This is a genomic window from Salinispirillum marinum (genome assembly GCF_042650105.1).
Lineage (GTDB): Bacteria > Pseudomonadota > Gammaproteobacteria > Pseudomonadales > Natronospirillaceae > Salinispirillum > Salinispirillum marinum.
Genome location: NZ_JBHSAL010000005.1, coordinates 1 through 19,178, shown reverse-complemented (window position 1 = coordinate 19,178; position 19,178 = coordinate 1). Strand labels below are relative to the sequence as shown.

Genomic DNA, 19,178 nt, shown 5'->3' with positions numbered 1-19,178 from the left:
AACATGCGAGGCGCATAAAGCCTTAGCGTAAGCCACTGAATGTGGCCACTTTCTGGGAGACATGGCGTTGGCTTTGAATACCGTTGAAGAAATCGTTGAAGACATTCGGCAGGGTAAGATGGTCATCCTGATGGATGATGAAGACCGCGAAAATGAAGGCGATTTGATCGTCGCTGCGGAGAAAGTCACCCCTGAAATCATCAATTTTATGGCCCGTGAAGCACGCGGTTTGATCTGCTTAACGCTGACGGGCGAGCGCTGCGATTACCTGGGCTTACCCGCAATGGTGAAAAGTAACAGCGCGCAGTATGGCACGCATTTCACCATTTCCATTGAAGCTGCTGATGGTGTTACAACGGGTATCAGTGCCGCTGATCGGGCCCACACCGTGCGTACGGCCGTAAACCCGAACAGTAAACCGTCCGATATTGTGCAGCCGGGCCATGTATTCCCATTACGCGCCGAGCGTGGCGGTGTATTGAGCCGCGCCGGTCATACCGAAGCCGGGTGCGATCTGCCGCGACTGGCCGGTTTGACGCCAGCCTCGGTCATTGTTGAAATCATGAACGACGATGGCACCATGGCGCGCCGCCCTGATTTGGAAATCTTCGCAGAGAAGCACGGCCTGAAAATCGGCACCATTGCGGACTTGATTCACTATCGCATGATGAACGAACGGACCATTCGTGAATTGGATCGCCGCACCGTGCAAACTCGTTGGGGTGAATTTGATCTCCGTGCTTACGAAGACCAATTGCAAGGGGGTACGCACCTAACCTTGTCGCAGGGTACGTTCAACATTGACGAACCGACCTTAGTACGAGTGCATACCGGACAAACCCTGCGGGACACTCTCGGCATCGAGTCTCCAGCGTGGACGGGTTGGTCGTTGTCGGACGCCATGGCGCGTGTGGCAGCGGAAGGTCATGGGGTTGTGGTGCTGTTGGATGCACCGTCCGGCAATGGCTTGTTAGATGAGCTCGAGCGTTTGCAAACACCCGAAAAGAAGAAGCCGACATGGCACGTTAACCGCAGTGGCAACTACGTCACCATCGGTACGGGTTCGCAAATTTTGCGCGATCTGGGTATTGGAAAAATGCGCCTGATGAGTTCGCCGATTAAATTTGGTGGCATTTCCGGTTTTGATCTTGAAGTGGTGGAATACGTGTCCAGCACTCAAAAGCCCGCCTAAGGGCAGAGGAAAACGATATGACAGTTAAAGTGATTGAAGGTAATTTGCAAGCCAACAATGGACGTTATGCCCTGGTGGTAGGGCGCTGGAATGCCTTTGTGGTGGACGCACTGGAAAAAGGCGCGATTGAAGCGCTGGAGCGCCATGGTGTTCCTAGTAGTCAGATCACCGTAATTCGTGCTCCGGGTGCATTTGAAATTCCCCTTGTGGTGCAAAAAGCGGCTGCGTCCAGGCAGTATGACGCGGTGATTGCATTGGGCGCGGTCATTCGTGGTGGTACGCCGCATTTCGAATACGTAGCAGGCGAGTGTACCAGCGGTTTATCCCATGCATCCCGCACCACGGGTGTGCCGGTTGCGTTTGGTGTGTTAACGGTAGATACCATTGAACAAGCCATTGAACGATCTGGTACGAAAGCGGGCAATAAAGGCGAAGAAGCCGCGTTGAGCGCTTTGGAAATGGTTAATTTGCTAGCGCAGTTGGGGGCTTGATGACCGAGCAATTTCGCCCAGCAGCACGACGTCGTGCACGCCATATGGTGCTGCAGGCGCTGTATCAATGGCAGGTTAGCAAAGCCAGCGCCAATGAAATTGAAGCGCAGTTTTTGGTAGACAACGATCTGAGTAAGATCGATAAGCCTTATTTTCACGAAGTGTTGCACCAGGTCCCGGCGCGGGTGAATGAATTGGATGCCGCGATAGCGCCGCTGTTAGACCGGGCGCTGGCGGATATGACGCCCATCGAATTGGCCATTCTGCGTATGGGCACCTATGAATTGATGCACCGCGTTGATGTGCCCTACAAAGTGGTGATCAATGAAGGTGTTGAACTGGCAAAGTCGTTCGGGGCAACCGACGGACACCGCTATGTTAATGGTGTTTTGGATAAACTGGCGGTGCGCCTGCGTCCGCTGGAAGCCGGTCATCGTTCACGTTCATGAGTTCTGAATTCGAACGTATACAACGTTATTTTTGGCCCCTCGCTGCACCGGAGGCTAACCCGCCCGCGCTTATTGGCAATGGCGATGATGCCCTTGCCGTGTGCAGCGGCCAAGCGGTGGTTATTTCGGTCGATACCAGTGTGTCGGGTACACATTTTCCGCCCGATGCAGCGCCCGAGGATGTTGCGAGCAAAGCGGTGCGATCGGCCATCAGTGATCTGGCGGCCATGGGTGCTCGGCCTTGGTTTTATACGTTGAGTATTGTGGTACCTAAGGCGTATGACGAATCCTGGTGGCAACGCTTTACCGACCAGCTAATGCTGGAAAATCAACACTGGCGTATGCCGTGTTTGGGTGGCGATACCACCTCGGGCGCCATTCTTGTGGTGACTGTTCAGGTGCATGGATTGACCGACCAGCCTTTGCGTCGGTCAAGTGCGCAGCCGGGCGACGATATATGGGTGACCAGTTATTTAGGGGATTCGGCTGGCGGTTTGGCCGGTTTGCAGCAACGCGCACCCATTCGCGCCGAGTTGTTGGAGCGATTCTACCGACCTGAGCCACCGGTGAGCTTTATGGTTGCGGCAGCGCCGATGATTCATGCGGCGGTTGATGTGTCGGATGGTTTGGTTGCCGACTTGGGGCATATTGCGAAAGCGAGCCATTGTGGTGCCTGTATTGATGTTGATAGCCTGCCGTTATCGCCGACGCTGCAAGATATTGTGTCCACCGAACAAGCCATTGCCTGGGCGCTCAGCGGCGGCGAAGATTTTGCGGCCTGTTTTACCGCCGCGCCAGTGCATGCTGATGAGCTGTGTGCTCTGGCAAAGGAACATGGCCGCACGCTATGGCGTATTGGTACTATGATTGAAGGTAAAGGTGTACAGGTGTTGCGCGCCGATTCACCGTACAACCATTCGGATGCGGGGTACGATCATTTTGGCTAAGCCAGTTATGTTACATGAAAAATGGGTGCATTGGGTTGCCTTCGGTTTTGGCTCCGGCACCTCGCCTAAAGCGCCCGGTACCATGGGAAGCTTGGCAGCGCTGTTGACCCTACCTGTATTTGGTGTTCTTTCTTGGCCATTGCAGCTTGTTTGGGTGTTGGTAACCTTCATGGTCGGTGTCTGGCTGTGCGGACGTACCGCAACAGATCTTCGTGTTCATGATCATCCCGGTATTGTGTGGGATGAGTTCGTCGGTATTTGGATCGTGTTTGTTGCTGTTCCGCTGACCTGGCCGAATATTGTTCTCGGGTTTCTCTTGTTCCGCTTTTTCGATGTTATAAAACCATGGCCGATTCGCTGGCTTGACCGCAAAGTGAAGGGCGGTTTCGGCATCATGATTGATGATGTGCTGGCCGGAGTAATGGCCTGGTTCATGTTGCAAGGTTGGTTGATGACTGACTGGAGTGCTCGCTTCTTTTGACCCGGGTTGTGAGCGCTCTGGGGTAGCGGAAATACCCGACTCAGTGGTAAGGTTTAGCCCGATATGGGGCATATTGCCTCGGACACTGTAAGAATTCGAGAATCCATCATGAGCAGTGCAACGCATACGTCGCCCGATGTGGCCCATCAAGATTTGTTAGTGTTATTGGCCCGCCAAACCAATTTGTCGTCTTTGCTGGGTTTTATTGTGGCGGAAGCCATGCGTATCACGGGTGCGGATGGCGGCACACTGTACTTGGTGAAAGGCGAAGACGAAGCACGTGAGCTGCAGTTCACCGTGGTTCGAACCGACTCGTTAGGTATTGATATTAACGGGCATGCGGGCGACCACGTGCCGATGATGCCCATAAAGTTGTACACCGATGGCCAGCCGAATCATCATAATGTCGCCAGTTATGCGGCGCTGAGTCGGCAAACGGTCTGTATTGAAGATGCTTATACCGTTGACGAGTTTGATTTTTCCGGCACCAAGCGGTTTGACGAAAGTAACGGTTATCGGTCCAAAAGCTTCCTAACTTTGCCGTTATCCGACCACCAGGACGAAGTGATTGGGGTATTGCAACTGCTGAATGCAACCGATGCAAAGGGTGAAGTCACGGCATTTGCGCCAGACGTAATACCGTCCATCGAAGCTTTAGCCACCTATGCGGCGATTTCGTTAAACAATCAAATTCTTATTGAAGGCCACAAAGAGCTGCTGGATGCCTTTATCAAATCGCTGGCGCAAATTACCGATGTGCGTTCGCCTCACACCTCTTTACACTGTCAACGCATTCCAGAACTGACCGAGCTCATTGCCCGCGCCGCGTGCGAACAAAAAGAAGGTTATTTTGCAGATTTTAATCTGAACGAAGAAGAATGGTACGAGTTAAGTGTGGCAGCGTGGATGCACGATTGTGGCAAGCTGGCCACGCCCGACTATGTGGTTGAAAAAGCCACCAAACTGAACCTCATTCTGGATGGCATAGACGCCATCAAAGCACGTTTTTCAGCCCTCATATCACAGCGCGAGAACCACTATTTGCGTGCCATGCTGCAGGGCGGTGATGTCTCACTGCTGCAACAAGAAATGGATGCCGAAATCGCCAAGTTGCGCGAAGATTGTGATTTCTTGGCGCGTGCGAATCAGGGTGGCGAGTTTATGCGCCCGGAAGATCAAGAACGTGTTCGTCAATTAGCTACGCTCACCTGGCGTAATGCACAGGGCGAAGAGCAAAGCATGTTGAATGAGCAGGAAGTGCACAATTTGTGCATTTCGCGCGGTACGTTGAACGATGAAGAGCGCGCCATCATTAATCGCCACATTGATATCACCATTGATGTGTTGGAAGCGCTGCCCTTCCCAAAACATCTGCGTCGGGTGCCTGAATACGCTGGCGGCCATCATGAAAAAATGAATGGTAAAGGGTTTCCACGTGGCCTTACCCGTGATCAATTGTCAATTCCAGCACGGATGATGGGTGTTGCGGATATTTTTGAAGCACTGACCGCAAAAGAGCGGCCCTATAAAAAACCGATGCCGCTCAGTCAGTCATTCAGCATATTGCGTAATATGCGTGACGATGAGCACATTGATCCCGACGTTTATGAACTCTTTTTAACCAGCGGTATTTGGCGTGAGTATGCCGAGCGCCATTTGTTGGACGTACAGAAAGATGTGGAGGATGTCACGCCCTACCTCTGATGCAGGGCCGTGAGTACTCCTTCCGTAGCCCCTGTTACTGCGTCAATTTGGCCTGCCACGCCTGAATCTGGCTTGTTATGCCAGCCACATCCAAGCCTGCGATGGCCAGTTGGCGCTGCGCGGACGCATGCTCAATGTAGGCATCGGGTAGCCCTATGTTCAGAACGGGAAGTACGTAACCTTGCTGATTTAACCACTCGGTAACGCCCGCCCCCGCGCCTCCGGCTATGGTGTTTTCTTCGATCGTTACGAATGCCGCATGTGTTTGCACCAACGCTTGCAGGCGTTGAGTATCTAAAGGTTTTACAAAGCGCATGTTGATCACGGTCGCGTTCAGTGCTTTGCCGACCACTAGAGCCGGTTCAACCATGCTACCGAACGCAAGCAGGGCCAGACCTTCACCTTCGCGGCAAACAACGCTTTCACCAATGGGCAGCGTATCCAGCGTATCCAGTGGTGTGACACCGGTACCGGCGCCTCTCGGATAGCGCACCGCCGCCGGGCCTTGGTGGTGATAGCCGGTACTGAGCATTTGTCGTGTTTCCCGCTCGTTGGCCGGGGCCATGATCAACATGTTAGGAATGCAGCGCAAGTAGGTGTAGTCGAAGCTACCGGCGTGCGTTGGGCCGTCTTCGCCGACTAAGCCCGCCCGGTCGATGGCAAATAACACATCCAGATTTTGCAACGCTACATCATGAATGAGTTGATCATAGGCACGTTGGAGAAACGTGGAATAAATCGCTACAACCGGTTTTGCACCTTCACACGCCATGCCCGCTGCCAGGGTAACGGCATGTTGTTCTGCAATGGCGACATCGAAATAGCGTTTGGGGTACTGCGCTGAAAACGCGACCAAATCTGAGCCTTCGCGCATCGCGGGCGTAATGCCCATCAAGCGCTCGTCTTCAGCGGCCATATCACACAACCACTGTCCGAATACATTCGAGTACTTTAAACCCGGCGTGCTTTTGGCGGGCGTGGTTTCCAGCTTGCTGATGGCATGGTACTTAATGGGGGCGGCTTCGGCAGGCGCAAACCCCTTGCCCTTTCGGGTAATAATGTGCAGAAACTGCGGCCCGGAAAGGTCTTTTAAGGTATCCAAAACATCCAGTAATTTGGGTAGATCATGACCATCGACGGGGCCGATGTAGTTGAACCCGAGTTCTTCAAACAAGGTGCCGGGCGTCACCATGCCCTTCATATGCTCTTCGGCTTTACGGGCTAATATGCGCGCTGGCTCTGGCAAATGCATTAACACTTTCTTGCTTTCTTCACGGATGCTGGTGTAGGTGCGACTGGCAATCAAGTTCGTGAAATAACGGGACAACCCACCGACATTTTCAGAAATCGACATGTCATTGTCGTTCAAAATAACCAGCATGTCTGCATCTTCATGGCCCGCGTGGTTCAGCGCTTCAAAGGCCATGCCCGCGGTTAATGCGCCATCACCAATAACCGCCGCGACGCGGCGTTTTTTACCTGCATTTCGCGCCGCTAAGGCCATGCCTAGTCCTGCTGACAAGGATGTGCTGCTGTGGCCCACCCCAAAGGCGTCATAGGGGCTTTCATCGCGTGCTGGGAAGGCCGCCAAACCGCCTTCTTGACGAATACTGAGGATGGCGTCGCGTCGCCCGGTTAAAATTTTATGCGGGTATGCCTGGTGGCCAACGTCCCAAAGCAAGCGATCTTCCGGTGTGTTTAAGGTGCGATGCAACGCAATGGTCAGCTCGATCACCCCCAGGCCCGCACCAAAGTGGCCACCCGTTTGACCCACGGAGAACAATAAATAGGCGCGCAGTTCATCCGCCAGTTGCAACAGATCCTGCGGCGCCAGCGAGCGCAAATCGGTCGGCGCGTTGATTTGATCTAATAGTGGGGTTTCAGGGCGTTGCGCCGGAATCTCAGTAAATACTTTCATGGTGCGATCAGTCAGTGACTCCTAGACTCCTAAAGCGACAAAGGTGCCGATCAGCGCGAACGTAGCACAATAAAATCGGCTAGGGCACGCAAGGCCGTGGTATCCGAAGGCAGGCATTCTAACGCAGATAAGGCCTCGGCATGTAATGCTTCTGCTTTTTTTCTTGCCTCTTCGATGCCCAGTAGCGACACATAGGTAGCCTTCTCGTTCGCGAAGTCACTACCTGCGTCCTTGCCAAGAGTTTCAGTGTCACTTGTCACATCCAAAATATCATCGATGATCTGAAAAGCTAGGCCAATCGATTGTGCATAGCGTGACAGTGCCTTTACAATTTCCTGGCTGGGTTGCGCCGGCGCACATTGTCCGCCCATAAGTACGGCGGCTTCGATCAAGCAGCCTGTTTTACGGCGATGCAGTGCTTCAAGTTCGGCGAGCGTCAAAGTCGAACCTTCGGCTGACAAGTCCAAGGCCTGCCCATCCACCATGCCTTGTTGTCCGGCAGCTTTTGCCAAGGTGTGCACCCAGGCCAGCTGGTGGGTCGCAGAGCGCTGCGTAAGCGAGGCATCACTGAGCAGCGCAAACGCCATGCTTTGCAAAGCATCACCAGCCAGTATGGCCGTTGCTTCATCAAAGGCAATGTGCATCGTGGGGCGCCCGCGCCGCCATTCATCGTCGTCCATTGCCGGCAAATCATCATGAATTAATGAGTAGGTATGGATCATTTCAACCGCCGTCGCTGGCACCAGCCATGCATCATCCGCACAGCCAACGGATTGCGCGGCAGCCATCACCAGCAAAGGGCGAACATGTTTCCCACCAACTTGCATGGCGTAGTTTAGGGCGGCTTGAAGTTGTTGGCTGGAAGCGGAATGACGAGATAGGTACGCTTGGGCAAACGCCGCGTACTGTTTACCGGCGTTGGAAAGTTCTTCTGGCAGCGACCCCACGATGATTAGTCCTCAGACTGATTGGGGGTGTTTTCAGCGAGCAGGGTGCGCACCTTGAGCTCTGCTGCATCAAGTTGTTGTTGACAAGCACGTGTCAGGTGGACACCTTGTTCAAAGGCAGCCATAGCAGCATCCAAACTGAGGTCACCTTGCTCAAGTTGAACGACAATATTTTCTAAATCCGCTAATGATTTCTCAAAATTGTTCGACTTACTAATAGATGCCATAACAGTTGACCGTGCTGTAAAGTGCGCAAACCGTACTGAATTGAACCTCTGGGGTCAATAAGTGTCGTAAAGCCTATTGCTGATTCGCCCAGAATGGGGCATCAATGCAATATTATAGTATGATGATGCGACGACAATGGTATTGTCGTTCAACTATACCAGGTGGAGTGTAGCGCGTGGATTTAGCAACGATAGTAGGCCTTATTGGCGGCATTGGCATGATCATCATGGCCATGGTGTTGGGCGGTGATGTGACCATCTACTACAATTTGCCGTCGGTGTTGATTGTGGTGGTGGGGTCCGTGTTTGTGGCCATGCAAAGTTACACCCTAGAACAATTCTTGGGTGCTATGCGCATTGCCAGCAAAGCTTACTCCTATAAAAGTATTGCGCCGGAAGAAATCATAGAAGAAGTCGTTGAACTGGCGGATGCGGCGCGTAAAGGCGGGTTACTCTCCCTGGAAGGTAAAGACGTCAGTAATGAGTTTCTGGGCAAAGGCATTCAGTTACTGGTGGACGGTCATGACCCTGACGTCGTACGCGTGATGTTGAACAAAGATATTGAAATGACCGCAGAGCGGCACCGCGACGGTGCAAAAATGTTTGCCACCATCGGGGATGTTGCACCTGCCATGGGCATGATCGGAACCCTGATTGGCTTGGTGGGTATGCTGGCGAATATGGATGACCCAAAAGCGATCGGCCCACAGATGGCAGTAGCTCTCCTGACTACACTCTACGGTTCGGTCATGGCGAACGTGATCGCCATTCCCATTCAAAATAAATGTATGCTGCGTTCCAATGAAGAAGGTCTTATTCAGCGCATGATCCGGGATGCGCTAATGGGTATTCAAGCTGGGCAAAACCCAAGGATTATCGAGCAAGCATTGAAAACCTATCTCCCTGCTACACAACGCGGTGTGGACGCCTAAGTTATGAGCGCCATTGTCGAAGAAGAGAAGAAGTGTCCGGAATGTAAGCCCGGTTTGCCTGCGTGGATGGCAACGTTCTCGGATTTGATGGCGTTGTTGATGTGTTTCTTTGTGTTGCTGTTGTCATTTTCTGAACTGGATGCCATGCGCTTTAAGCGCCTCGCCGGTTCTATGCGTAATGCGTTTGGGGTGCAGAACCAGTTAAATTTTGATGCCATTCCGAAAGGCACATCCATCATAGCGCAAGAATTCAGCCCCGGTCGCCCCGACCCTACGCCGCTCAATGTCATTACTCAAGATACGGTTCGCGACTTGATGGACAGTCTGGAAGTGCTGTGTCAGGACGAAATGACCATACAAGAAACCCGACAAGGTGATACCGGGCAGTTAACCCGCCAAATCGTGGTGCCAGACGATGTCCTGCAAGAGCAGGTGGAACAGGAAGCTGCAAGTATTGCCTCGCGTCTTGGCGAGTTTATTGATGTCGGGGCGTTGGAAGTTGAGACGGTCGATCAAACCATCATTATACGCGTGAAGGAGCAGTCGTTCGGGCCGGGTTCCGACTTTGTGGCGGATGAATTTTTGCCCATACTGGATCGCGTCCGCGCTATTTTGCTGACCACGCCGGGCGAATTGCACATTGCCGGCCATACGGACTCTATTCCACTGAACAACAATGCTCGATTCCGCAATAATTGGTTGCTATCGTCATCGCGTGCTTTAGCGGTCGCAGAATACCTGTGGGCTGACCCGGAAATGGATGAGAACCGTTTTGTCATTGTCGGACATGGCGCCTCCCGGCCCATTGCCGACAATGAAACGGCTGAAGGTCGTTCAACCAATCGACGGGTTGAGATTATGATTCGGCGTGACAATCCAGAGTTTGCTGGGCCAGTCGTGCCAGAATCTGAGCAGGGCGATGAGGTGGATTTTGGTCCGCCAGACCTTTTTGGTCTTAACCCTGATGAGATCTTTTAACGGATCGTCTAAAAGCCATAGCGTGCCAAGCGCCCGCCCCAAGGGCGTTGGGCAACAAGGGTAGCGCGTAAGGGGGCCGGATGGCCTTCCTGCGTTCGGGTCGGGTCTTTGGGGTCGAGATAGTCCGCCAGTGACTGGCCGGGCTTCCATTCTGTGGTGCGCTGCTCGTCGGCCGTTGTTGCTGTGATATCCACGCAGCGAACCTCATCGAAGCCCATTTTTCTGCACCAAGCGATCAGCGTGGGTACGCTGGGCAGAAACCACACGTTGTTCATGCGAGCATACCGGCCTTCCGGCACCAAGCTTTCGCCTTCTTTTCCGTCGATCACCAGAGTTTCCAACACCAATTCACCACCGGGGCGCAGCGTGTTCCTTAATTCTTCCAGGTGATCAAGCGGGGACCGTCGATGGTACAAAACGCCCATGCTAAAAGTGGTATCAAATGCTTGAATGTTGGGCGTTAGAGCTTCCAGAGTAAGCGGTAGAATGTGGTGTCGAGGGTCACGCATGTAGTGGTTGACGGCGAAGTGCTGCACCACCGACAGCCAAGATGGATCAATGCCGATGACGCGACTGGCGCCTGCGCCAAGCATACGCCACCCGTAATAGCCATTGCCGCTACCCACATCCAGCACCGTCCTGCCGTGTAAGTTGCTTAGATGCGGTGCCACGCGGTCCCACTTTAGATTGCAACGCCATTCCGTGTCGATGTGGTCACCAAAGAGCGTAAAAGGGCCTTTGCGCCATGGCATCAAACCCTGCAGGCTGGCATTCAACTGCGTGCGTTGCGTTGGCGATAGCTCATGTGCATGACCGACACCGATGCTGTCTTCAGTCAGAATGTTGTGCTCTGTTTGTACGTCAGGGAGGGCATCCAGATGCGCAAGAAAGCGTGGCAGGTTGCCGTTATTGTGTGCTGTGATCAGCTGATGCAGTTGCTGGCTGAGGTCGGCCCGCCAATGCTGCAGTGGTGAGTCTGCCAGGCTGCTGATCAAATCGTTGTAGTTAATCATTTGTGGGCAACGAAACTGGCGAAGTTAAAGCTGCGGAACCAGCAATGAGCAGCGGAGAAACCGGCGTCGCTCAAGCGCTCATAATGATTGTCTTCTGTATCGGGGATGAGCACGTTCTCAATGGCCGCGCGCTTCTGGGCAATTTCCAGGTCACTGTAGCCTTGGGCACGCTTAAAGAGCAAGTGATGCTGGTCGAGCCATTCCTGCTGCGCTGGATTGTCAAAACGAAGCTTTTCAGAAAGAATGAGAATGCCACCAGGCAGTAGACCCTGATGGATGCGGGTAAGCAACGCCAGTCGGTCAGCGGGCGGAATAAACTGAAGGGTAAAATTCAAGACGACAACGGACGCCTGTTTTATGTCTACTTGCCGGATGTCTGCGCAAATGTTATGCACCGGGATATCAGATTCTTCGGCGTCCAAGAAATCGCGGCTGCGTCTTAGCATGTCAGCGCTGCTGTCGATAGCCAATATTTCCACGCCGGGCGCCGAGATACGATGACGCATGGCAATACTGGCGGCCCCCAGTGACGACCCGAGGTCATAAACGTTGCTGTTCGGTTGCGCATACGCACCGGCTAAAACGCCTATGTTCAAAATAATATGGCTGTAGCCGGGCACCGATCGTTTGATCATGTCGGGAAAGACACGCGCTACCTGTTCATCAAACTGGAAAGGTGCCAGTTGATCGCGTGGGCTGGCATATAGGTCGTCTTTTTGCATGGCTTTATACCCGGATTTTGGCGCGCTAGTGTAGGCTAAAACCGCCTGGAACTGAACCGCGAGTTGCCAATAAGGGCGTTGCTCTGGGTGAAATGATATCGGACTCGAAACTGGACGGTAAAAGGGTATAATTCGCGGCAAATTTCAGGCCGATTGAGAATTTCTATGTCTAGCCTTGCCCAAGAAGTGGCAAAACGTCGTACCTTCGCCATCATTTCACACCCGGATGCGGGTAAAACCACCATCACCGAAAAGGTGTTGTTGCACGGTCATCTCATTCAGCGCGCCGGAACGGTAAAAGGCAGAAAATCTGGCCAACATGCGAAGTCGGATTGGATGGAAATGGAGAAGGAACGGGGCATCTCCGTTACCACCTCGGTGATGCAGTTCCCGTATCACGACAAGCTGGTCAATTTGCTTGATACGCCAGGGCACGAGGATTTCTCGGAGGACACCTATCGGACGTTGACGGCCGTGGACTCTTGTTTGATGGTGATAGATGCGGCCAAAGGGGTCGAGGAACGCACCATTAAGTTAATGGAGGTTACGCGGCTGCGCGACACGCCAATCATTACCTTCATGAACAAGCTTGATCGTGACATTCGAGATCCGATCGAATTGATGGATGAAGTCGAAAACGTACTGAAGATTCGTTGCGCGCCCATTACATGGCCGATCGGTGAAGGCAAGAACTTTAAGGGTGTTTATAATTTGATGACCGATACGGTCACGCTCTATGAAACCGGCAAAGGTGCGGTGATACAGGACGGTAAGCAAATTGTCGGCTTGGATAGCCCAGAATTAGATATAGCTATTGGTGACTATGCCGTTGATCTGCGTGATGAGATTGATTTGGTGCGCGGTGCTTCAAATGAATTTAATTTGGCGGCGTTTTTGTCCGGTGAATTAACGCCCGTGTATTGGGGTACGGCCTTGGGTAACTTCGGCGTGGATCATATGCTGGATGGCTTAACCGCATGGGCCCCCAGTCCACAGTCGCGCGCCACCGAGCATCGCGTCGTCGAGCCGAATGAAAGTGGATTTACGGGCTTCGTCTTTAAGATTCAAGCCAATATGGACCCCAATCATCGGGACCGTGTTGCATTTATGCGTATTGTTTCCGGGTGCTATGAGAAAGGCATGAAGTTGCAGCATGTTAGGCTGGGCAAGGAAGTCAGGATCGCCGATGCAGTAACCTTTGTGGCGGGCGATCGCGAGCAGGTTGATCAAGCGTGGGCTGGCGATATCATCGGCTTGCATAATCATGGCACGATCCAGATAGGGGATACCTTTACGACAGGCGAAGCACTCAAGTTTACCGGAATTCCAAACTTTGCCCCGGAATTGTTTCGCCGTATTCAGTTGAAAGACCCGCTGAAAATCAAACAACTGCAAAAAGGGCTGATGCAGTTGTCTGAAGAGGGCGCGGTGCAGGTGTTCCGACCGCTGCGTAATAATGACCTGATTGTAGGTGCGGTGGGTATTCTTCAGTTCGATGTGGTTGTGCACCGACTGCGCAGCGAATACAAAGTCGAAGCGATCTACGAGCCGGTGAATGTTGCCACAGCGCGTTGGATACAGGCGCGTGATAACAAGGTGTTGGAACAGTTTAAGCAAAAGGCCTATGATAATCTGGCTTTGGATGGTGCGGAGAACCTTACCTATATTGCTCCAACGATGGTGAATTTACAGTTGGCGCAAGAGCGTCATCCCGATGTGGCTTTCCTAAAAACTAGGGAGAATTGATGCATGCTTTGGTATCTGGGGTTGATGATCGTTTGTAACATCGCTGCATTCTTGGTGTGCTTTCGCGCCAGTCAGTTTTTGGGGCAAAGGTTTGCACTGTCGGTAGACCGCGTCAGTGGTATCTACATTGCGACGATTCTTCCCGCCATGTTATTGGTCGGTGGTTTTGCTTACGCTGCCGCCAGTGCCTCAGATGCAACATGGGGTGCGGCGGGTATGTTGTTGCAGTCGATTCTTTTGGTGATGTTGGTACCCAGTGGTTTGCTGCAGTTGAAAAAAAGTGATGGGATGGCATGAAATGCCTTGAGTACGGGTAAGCCTTTCTATAGAATCGCCCACCTGAAAAATCTGAAGATTAACTTCCCCCTGAGCCCCCACTTATAGGTGGAGTTAAAAGAGACTAAATGAAAACATTTAATGCAAGTTCCGAAACAGTTCAGCGTGAATGGTTTATCGTCAATGCCGAAGGTAAGACGCTAGGCCGTATTGCGACTGAGATTGCCAGTCGTTTGAAAGGCAAGCACAAACCTGTCTTTACCCCTCACGCTGACACCGGTGATTATATTGTTGTGGTCAATGCGGCGAAAGTTCGTGTAACCGGCAACAAAGCGGGTGACAAGATGTATCACCGTCACACCGGTTATCCTGGTGGCTTGAAGTCCATGAGCTTTGAAAAACTCCGTGATCACGCTCCAGAGCGCATCATCGAGTTGGCTGTTAAAGGCATGCTTCCTCGTTCTCCTTTGGGCCGGACAATGCTCAAGAAGTTGAAGGTGTATGCTGGGGCCGAACATCCCCATGCCGCACAGCAGCCCAAAGAACTGGATATTTAAGAGGTAATACATGTCAACTCAATATTATGGAACTGGCCGTCGTAAAACCTCTACCGCGCGTGTTTTTTTGCGTCCTGGTACTGGCGTTATTACGGTAAACAACAAGACCTTGGATGCGTATTTTGGTCGTGAGACCTCACGCATGGTGGTTCGTCAGCCTTTAGAGCTGACGCAATCGGTAGGTAAGTTCGATCTTTACGTTACAGTTGCTGGTGGTGGTGCAAGTGGCCAGGCGGGTGCAATTCGTCATGGTGTAACTCGTGCTTTGATGCAATACGACGAGACCTTGCGTCCGGTATTGCGTGCTGCTGGCTATGTAACGCGTGATGCGCGTGAAGTAGAGCGTAAGAAAGTTGGTTTACGCAAAGCACGTAAGCGTCCTCAGTTCTCGAAGCGTTAATTCAACGCCGGAAGCTGTTCAAGAATGCCCGCTTTGCGCGGGCATTTTTTTTGGTAAGACCCTGGCATGGGATGGCGCGATTTGTCTGTGTAAGTTGTTCTTGAAGTATGTATGCTGCCTTGTAAGGCTGTGTAAATTTCATTACCATCTGCACAATTTAAAAATCTCACCCTACAGTTTTCTTATTTGTTTTCAGAGGATTTAAGAATGAGTCAAGACGGCGTGAACACAGGCCGCCGACGCTTCCTGATGGCCGCTACAGGTGTAGTTGGTGCTGCGGGTGGTGTTGGGGTCGCTGTGCCTTTTCTGTCTTCGTGGCAGCCTAGCGAGCGGGCTAAAGCCATTGGAGCGCCAGTGAGCTTGGATACGTCCAGTATCGAGCTTGGTCAGATGGTGACGGTAGAGTGGCGCGGTAAGCCTATCTTCATCGTGCGTCGGACCCCAGAAGCGCTGGATCGCATGACTCAGTCCGAAGCCTTGTCGCGCTTAGCAGACCCTGAATCGACTGAACCTCAGCAGCCTGAATACGCCTCCAACAGGTTTCGCTCTCGTGGTGAAGAATTTCTGGTTATCGAGGGCGTCTGTACCCACCTTGGGTGCGCTCCGCAATATATTCCGCAGGTTGAGCCACAGGCTTTCGATAGCAACTGGCAAGGTGGTTTCTTTTGCCCCTGCCACGGTTCCGCATTCGACCTAGCGGGGCGGGTTTATCGCGGTGTTCCAGCACCATCAAATCTGGTCGTGCCGCCTCATTTCTTTGAGGGTGCGGTGTTAACCATCGGTGAAGACGGGGGTGCTGCCTAATGAGTAGCAAAGAAACAAACGGATTAATGGGTTGGATTGACGCCCGTATCCCGCTGACGCGCACCATGGAAAAGCACGTCACAAAATATTATGCACCGAAGAACTTTAACGTTTGGTACGTTTTTGGTGTACTGGCAATGTTGGTCTTTGCAAACCAGATTATTACTGGGATCTGGCTGACCATGAAATATGTACCCAGTGCGGAAGAAGCGTTCCGTTCTGTCGAATACATCATGCGTGACGTCGAGTGGGGTTGGTTGATCCGCTACATGCACTCCACAGGTGCTTCAGCCTTTTTCATCGTTGTCTATTTGCACATGTTCCGTGGCATCATGTATGGCTCATACCAGAAGCCCCGTGAACTGATCTGGATCTTTGGTATGACTATCTACCTCTGCCTGATGGCTGAGGCGTTCATGGGCTACGTATTGCCATGGGGTCAAATGTCATACTGGGGTGCGCAGGTTATCATCTCTCTGTTCGGTGCGATCCCTGTCATCGGTGACGCTCTGGTGGAGTGGATTCGTGGTGACTACCTGATATCGACGATTACCTTGAACCGATTCTTTGCCTTGCACGTGATTGCGCTGCCTTTCGTGTTGGCTGGTTTGGTGTTCTTGCACATTGTTGCCTTACACGAAGTGGGTTCAAACAACCCTGACGGTGTTGATATCAAGAAGAACCTGAGTGAGCAGGGTGTGCCTGTTGATGGTATTCCGTTCCATCCGTACTACACCATCGGCAAGGACTTGGTGGCCATTGTTATTTTCTTGATGGTTTTCTGTGGCATTATTTTCTTTGCTCCTGAAGCAAATGGCTATTTCTTGGAGTATGCGAACTTTGAGCCGGCTAACCCACTGAAGACGCCAGAAAACATCCACCCTACCTGGTATTTTGGTGCGTTCTACGCCATGTTGCGGGCGATTAACTTCAGCTTGTTCTTCATTGATGCCAAGTTGCTGGGTGTTATCACCATGGGTGCAGCCATCGCTATCTTGTTTGTTTTGCCATGGTTGGATCGCAGTCCTGTACGCTCTTGGCGTTACAAGGGTCGTATCAGCAAGGTCATGATTGTTCTGTTTGCGATCGCTTTCGTCATCCTGACGTGGTTAGGTATTCAGCCAGCTTCTGAGTTGTACACCTTGATCGCGCAGCTGTGTACCGTTATTTACTTTGCGTTTTTCATCGGTATGCCATTCTACACCAAGTATGAAAAGACCAAGCCGGTTCCAGAGAGGGTAACAAGCTAATGAAAAAGGTTATTTTTACTCTATTGGTTGCCTTGTTGCCCATGGTTGCGATTGCCGCCAAAGGGCCTGCCTGGGTGGATCACGTCAACAATGATGTCTCCGATGTGCGTTCATTGCAGCGTGGTGCCCAAGTGTTTTTTAACAATTGTATGGGTTGTCATAGCTTGGAATATGGCCGCTATAACCGCGTGGCACGCGACTTGGAGATCCCTGAAGACTTGTTTCAAGAGTATCTGATGAGCACTGATCAGGCGATCGGTGATTTGATGACAATCTCTATGAACCGTGACTTAGGTAAACAGTTTTTCGGTATTGCACCCCCGGATTTGACCTTGGTTGCCCGCGTTCGTGGAACCGATTGGTTGTATACTTATCTGCGTGGCTTTTATGCGGACGATTCACGACCTTATGGTGTGAACAACGTAGTGTTCCCCGGTGTCGGTATGCCGCATGCCATGGTTGATGCGCAAGGTCTGTGTGCTGAGCCGCCCAAGCCTGTGTCTGCGGTGAGTATTGATCCATTGACGGGCGAGCGCATCAGCGAAGGTGGGTGTGAGCGCTACCTAACAGAAGGCACCATGTCTAAGGTAGAGTTTGATCAAGCGACTTATGATCTGGTTAACTTTTTAGACTACATGGGCGAGCCTCGGCAGTTGGAGCGTGAGCGTCTTGGTTGGCTGGTGTTGGCTTTCCTAACGGTATTTTTGGCCTTCGCATGGCTGTTGTACCGTGAGCTTTGGAAAGACGTAAAATAACGGATCGCCTGCTTTTTTAAGCATGATCCACATGCGCGGCTCTGCCGCGCTTTTTAGTTTGTTGGCTATTTGTTAGGAGATATTCCATGGGCGTAGTGGCCAAGCGGTCATCCATGACATTTTTTTCAGACCCCGCATCGCATTACAGTCATCGTGTGCGCATTGTTTTGGCTGAAAAAGGCGTGGCGGTTGATATTGTAGATAGCGATCCTGATAGCGTTCCGCAGGATGTGACAGATATTAATCCTTATAATACATTGCCAACCTTGGTTGACCGTGACTTAGTGCTGTATGAGCCAAATGTCATGATGGAGTACTTGGATGAGCGGTTTCCCCACCCACCCTTGTTGCCTGTCTATCCGGTCGCGCGTGGGGAGAGTCGACTTTACATCTATCGTATTCAGCGTGATTGGTGCACCCTGGTAGATACGATTGTTGCAGGTAAAGATCGTGCCGTCGTTACAGAGGCCAGAGAGAAATTGGCCGAAAGTATTATCAGTATTTCGCCGATCTTTGGTGAAAAACCGTACTTTATGAGCGAAGACTTCACGTTGGTTGATTGTTGTGTTGCACCGATTTTGTGGCGTTTGCAGGATTTGGGTGTTGATGTCGAAGATCGTGCTGACAAAAATCTCAAGAAATACATGGAGCGTGTGTTTGAACGTGAGTCTTTCAAACTCAGCTTGTCTGAAGTAGAGAGTGAAATGCGTGACTGAACAGTTGACGATGTCGGATAACAAGCCTTATCTGATCCGAGCTATTTATGAATGGATTGTGGATAACAATTGCACGCCTTATTTGGTGGTGCAGGCCAGTTATCCCGGCGTCGTGGTGCCTGAGCAGTTCGTTGAGGATGGAAAAATAACGTTAAATGCTGCGCCACGGTCGGTTCGAGATCTGGACTTAGGTAACGACAGAATTACGTTCACTGCCTCATTCTCTGGTGTTGTTTATGACATTGTCGTTCCGTGCTTTGCTGTGGCGGCTATTTTTGCACGTGAGAATGCGCAAGGGATGATGTTTGAAGTAAAAGTGCCCGATGAAGTTCCGGAAGATCCCGCGCCACCAACCGGTGGCGGCAAGCCAACATTAAAAGTTGTTAAGTAATAGGTTGACTCTCAGAGGCAGGCCTCTATAATGCGCCTCCGCTGTCAGGGAGACGGTGTTTCATCAGCAGAATGAGTGGCGATAAGCGACTGATTCGCAAGAAGAAAAAAGCAAAAAAGGAGTTGACACGCAGCGCAGGATCATTAAGATGTGCGCTCCTTGCCAAGGCAAGAAGTTCTTTAAAAATTCAGGTAATCAATCAAGTAATTCGTGTGGGCACTTGTTGATGTGGGTTAGCTAGTCTAACAAATATCAGTAAGTGACTGTGAATTCATACATGTG

The 19,178-nt window shown here is 51.7% G+C and carries 22 protein-coding genes; 17 read left to right on the top strand and 5 right to left on the bottom strand.

The genetic code is table 11. From position 1 onward, the window contains the following. Window positions 1–67: 67 nt before the first annotated feature. The 6 genes from ribBA to ACFOSD_RS13500 all read left to right on the top strand — a co-directional run bounded on the left by ribBA (window position 68) and on the right by ACFOSD_RS13500 (window position 5,264). On the top strand, window positions 68–1,192 hold the full coding sequence (gene ribBA / locus ACFOSD_RS13525) for a bifunctional 3,4-dihydroxy-2-butanone-4-phosphate synthase/GTP cyclohydrolase II (protein ID WP_380698067.1): 1,125 nt from the start codon (window positions 68–70) through the stop codon (window positions 1,190–1,192). 17 nt (window positions 1,193–1,209) lie between these two features. After that, window positions 1,210–1,683, top strand: coding sequence for a 6,7-dimethyl-8-ribityllumazine synthase (gene ribH, locus ACFOSD_RS13520; protein ID WP_380697349.1), 474 nt, complete (start codon window positions 1,210–1,212; stop codon window positions 1,681–1,683). Further along, complete coding sequence (nusB, locus tag ACFOSD_RS13515) at window positions 1,683–2,132, top strand: transcription antitermination factor NusB (RefSeq protein WP_380697347.1); 450 nt, start codon at window positions 1,683–1,685, stop codon at window positions 2,130–2,132. The genes ribH and nusB overlap by 1 nt, the downstream gene beginning before the upstream one ends. Further along, entirely contained in the window at window positions 2,129–3,079 is a 951-nt protein-coding gene (thiL, locus tag ACFOSD_RS13510) for a thiamine-phosphate kinase (protein ID WP_380697345.1), read from the top strand. Before nusB ends, thiL begins: the two co-directional genes overlap by 4 nt. A 7-nt stretch (window positions 3,080–3,086) precedes the next feature. Then, window positions 3,087–3,560: a phosphatidylglycerophosphatase A family protein gene (locus ACFOSD_RS13505; RefSeq protein ID WP_380697343.1), complete on the top strand. Its 474-nt coding sequence runs from the start codon at window positions 3,087–3,089 to the stop codon at window positions 3,558–3,560. A gap of 108 nt (window positions 3,561–3,668) precedes the next feature. Next, window positions 3,669–5,264, top strand: coding sequence for an HD domain-containing phosphohydrolase (locus ACFOSD_RS13500; RefSeq protein ID WP_380697341.1), 1,596 nt, complete (start codon window positions 3,669–3,671; stop codon window positions 5,262–5,264). A gap of 34 nt (window positions 5,265–5,298) precedes the next feature. Here ACFOSD_RS13500 and dxs read toward each other — a convergent pair whose 3' ends face one another. Genes dxs through ACFOSD_RS13485 form a run of 3 tightly spaced genes read right to left on the bottom strand, consistent with a single transcriptional unit; the run spans window position 5,299 to window position 8,356 of the window. After that, window positions 5,299–7,182 carry a 1-deoxy-D-xylulose-5-phosphate synthase gene (gene dxs, locus ACFOSD_RS13495; protein WP_380697339.1) on the bottom strand — a complete coding sequence of 628 codons (1,884 nt, stop codon included), beginning with the start codon at window positions 7,180–7,182 and terminating at the stop codon, window positions 5,299–5,301. A 50-nt stretch (window positions 7,183–7,232) separates the two neighbouring features. After that, complete coding sequence (locus ACFOSD_RS13490; protein WP_380697337.1) at window positions 7,233–8,129, bottom strand: polyprenyl synthetase family protein; 897 nt, start codon at window positions 8,127–8,129, stop codon at window positions 7,233–7,235. 5 nt (window positions 8,130–8,134) lie between these two features. Next, window positions 8,135–8,356 carry an exodeoxyribonuclease VII small subunit gene (locus tag ACFOSD_RS13485; protein ID WP_380697335.1) on the bottom strand — a complete coding sequence of 74 codons (222 nt, stop codon included), beginning with the start codon at window positions 8,354–8,356 and terminating at the stop codon, window positions 8,135–8,137. 176 nt (window positions 8,357–8,532) lie between these two features. On the opposite strand from ACFOSD_RS13485, the gene pomA reads away from it, so the two are divergent. Together pomA and ACFOSD_RS13475 are read left to right on the top strand one after the other, a co-directional pair. Further along, window positions 8,533–9,288: a flagellar motor protein PomA gene (gene pomA, locus ACFOSD_RS13480; protein WP_380697333.1), complete on the top strand. Its 756-nt coding sequence runs from the start codon at window positions 8,533–8,535 to the stop codon at window positions 9,286–9,288. Window positions 9,289–9,291: 3 nt separating this feature from the next. Next, the gene (locus tag ACFOSD_RS13475; protein WP_380697331.1) at window positions 9,292–10,266 is read left to right on the top strand and encodes a MotB family protein; all 975 of its coding nucleotides are present in this window, start codon (window positions 9,292–9,294) and stop codon (window positions 10,264–10,266) included. 8 nt (window positions 10,267–10,274) lie between these two features. Here ACFOSD_RS13475 and cmoB read toward each other — a convergent pair whose 3' ends face one another. Continuing rightward, window positions 10,275–11,279, bottom strand: coding sequence for a tRNA 5-methoxyuridine(34)/uridine 5-oxyacetic acid(34) synthase CmoB (cmoB, locus tag ACFOSD_RS13470; protein WP_380697329.1), 1,005 nt, complete (start codon window positions 11,277–11,279; stop codon window positions 10,275–10,277). Continuing rightward, window positions 11,276–12,001, bottom strand: coding sequence for a carboxy-S-adenosyl-L-methionine synthase CmoA (gene cmoA, locus ACFOSD_RS13465; protein ID WP_380697327.1), 726 nt, complete (start codon window positions 11,999–12,001; stop codon window positions 11,276–11,278). The genes cmoB and cmoA overlap by 4 nt, the downstream gene beginning before the upstream one ends. Window positions 12,002–12,160: 159 nt before the next feature. Here cmoA and prfC point away from each other — a divergent pair, with 159 nt between their 5' ends. The 9 genes from prfC to ACFOSD_RS13420 all read left to right on the top strand — a co-directional run bounded on the left by prfC (window position 12,161) and on the right by ACFOSD_RS13420 (window position 18,896). Beyond that, window positions 12,161–13,747 carry a peptide chain release factor 3 gene (gene prfC / locus ACFOSD_RS13460; RefSeq protein ID WP_380698065.1) on the top strand — a complete coding sequence of 529 codons (1,587 nt, stop codon included), beginning with the start codon at window positions 12,161–12,163 and terminating at the stop codon, window positions 13,745–13,747. Between the two features lie 3 nt (window positions 13,748–13,750). Beyond that, window positions 13,751–14,044, top strand: a complete 294-nt coding sequence (locus tag ACFOSD_RS13455) for a hypothetical protein (RefSeq protein WP_380697325.1) — start codon at window positions 13,751–13,753, stop codon at window positions 14,042–14,044. A gap of 107 nt (window positions 14,045–14,151) precedes the next feature. Further along, window positions 14,152–14,580: a 50S ribosomal protein L13 gene (rplM, locus tag ACFOSD_RS13450; protein ID WP_380697323.1), complete on the top strand. Its 429-nt coding sequence runs from the start codon at window positions 14,152–14,154 to the stop codon at window positions 14,578–14,580. Between the two features lie 10 nt (window positions 14,581–14,590). Then, on the top strand, window positions 14,591–14,980 hold the full coding sequence (gene rpsI / locus ACFOSD_RS13445) for a 30S ribosomal protein S9 (protein WP_380697321.1): 390 nt from the start codon (window positions 14,591–14,593) through the stop codon (window positions 14,978–14,980). A gap of 207 nt (window positions 14,981–15,187) precedes the next feature. Further along, on the top strand, window positions 15,188–15,784 hold the full coding sequence (petA, locus tag ACFOSD_RS13440; RefSeq protein WP_380697319.1) for a ubiquinol-cytochrome c reductase iron-sulfur subunit: 597 nt from the start codon (window positions 15,188–15,190) through the stop codon (window positions 15,782–15,784). Continuing rightward, window positions 15,784–17,034, top strand: a complete 1,251-nt coding sequence (locus tag ACFOSD_RS13435; protein WP_380697317.1) for a cytochrome b — start codon at window positions 15,784–15,786, stop codon at window positions 17,032–17,034. Before petA ends, ACFOSD_RS13435 begins: the two co-directional genes overlap by 1 nt. Then, complete coding sequence (locus ACFOSD_RS13430; protein ID WP_380697315.1) at window positions 17,034–17,789, top strand: cytochrome c1; 756 nt, start codon at window positions 17,034–17,036, stop codon at window positions 17,787–17,789. Before ACFOSD_RS13435 ends, ACFOSD_RS13430 begins: the two co-directional genes overlap by 1 nt. 86 nt (window positions 17,790–17,875) lie before the next feature. Then, window positions 17,876–18,505 (top strand): glutathione S-transferase N-terminal domain-containing protein, encoded by a 630-nt coding sequence (locus tag ACFOSD_RS13425; protein WP_380697313.1) that lies wholly within the window; start codon window positions 17,876–17,878, stop codon window positions 18,503–18,505. Further along, window positions 18,498–18,896 carry a ClpXP protease specificity-enhancing factor gene (locus tag ACFOSD_RS13420; RefSeq protein WP_380697311.1) on the top strand — a complete coding sequence of 133 codons (399 nt, stop codon included), beginning with the start codon at window positions 18,498–18,500 and terminating at the stop codon, window positions 18,894–18,896. Before ACFOSD_RS13425 ends, ACFOSD_RS13420 begins: the two co-directional genes overlap by 8 nt. Window positions 18,897–19,178: the final 282 nt, after the last annotated feature.

Excerpts from the sequence above, each read along its gene's own strand:
- ACFOSD_RS13430 (WP_380697315.1), top strand. The coding sequence starts at position 17,034 with ATGAAAAAGGTTATTTTTACTCTATTGGTTGCCTTGTTGCCCATGGTT.
- cmoA (WP_380697327.1), bottom strand. The coding sequence starts at position 12,001 with ATGCAAAAAGACGACCTATATGCCAGCCCACGCGATCAACTGGCACCT.
- nusB (WP_380697347.1), top strand. The coding sequence starts at position 1,683 with ATGACCGAGCAATTTCGCCCAGCAGCACGACGTCGTGCACGCCATATG.
- ACFOSD_RS13455 (WP_380697325.1), top strand. The coding sequence starts at position 13,751 with ATGCTTTGGTATCTGGGGTTGATGATCGTTTGTAACATCGCTGCATTC.
- rpsI (WP_380697321.1), top strand. The coding sequence starts at position 14,591 with ATGTCAACTCAATATTATGGAACTGGCCGTCGTAAAACCTCTACCGCG.
- petA (WP_380697319.1), top strand. The coding sequence starts at position 15,188 with ATGAGTCAAGACGGCGTGAACACAGGCCGCCGACGCTTCCTGATGGCC.
- ACFOSD_RS13475 (WP_380697331.1), top strand. The coding sequence starts at position 9,292 with ATGAGCGCCATTGTCGAAGAAGAGAAGAAGTGTCCGGAATGTAAGCCC.
- ribH (WP_380697349.1), top strand. The coding sequence starts at position 1,210 with ATGACAGTTAAAGTGATTGAAGGTAATTTGCAAGCCAACAATGGACGT.
- thiL (WP_380697345.1), top strand. The coding sequence starts at position 2,129 with ATGAGTTCTGAATTCGAACGTATACAACGTTATTTTTGGCCCCTCGCT.
- ACFOSD_RS13425 (WP_380697313.1), top strand. The coding sequence starts at position 17,876 with ATGGGCGTAGTGGCCAAGCGGTCATCCATGACATTTTTTTCAGACCCC.
- ACFOSD_RS13435 (WP_380697317.1), top strand. The coding sequence starts at position 15,784 with ATGAGTAGCAAAGAAACAAACGGATTAATGGGTTGGATTGACGCCCGT.
- dxs (WP_380697339.1), bottom strand. The coding sequence starts at position 7,182 with ATGAAAGTATTTACTGAGATTCCGGCGCAACGCCCTGAAACCCCACTA.
- ACFOSD_RS13485 (WP_380697335.1), bottom strand. The coding sequence starts at position 8,356 with ATGGCATCTATTAGTAAGTCGAACAATTTTGAGAAATCATTAGCGGAT.
- rplM (WP_380697323.1), top strand. The coding sequence starts at position 14,152 with ATGAAAACATTTAATGCAAGTTCCGAAACAGTTCAGCGTGAATGGTTT.
- ACFOSD_RS13500 (WP_380697341.1), top strand. The coding sequence starts at position 3,669 with ATGAGCAGTGCAACGCATACGTCGCCCGATGTGGCCCATCAAGATTTG.
- ACFOSD_RS13505 (WP_380697343.1), top strand. The coding sequence starts at position 3,087 with ATGTTACATGAAAAATGGGTGCATTGGGTTGCCTTCGGTTTTGGCTCC.
- cmoB (WP_380697329.1), bottom strand. The coding sequence starts at position 11,279 with ATGATTAACTACAACGATTTGATCAGCAGCCTGGCAGACTCACCACTG.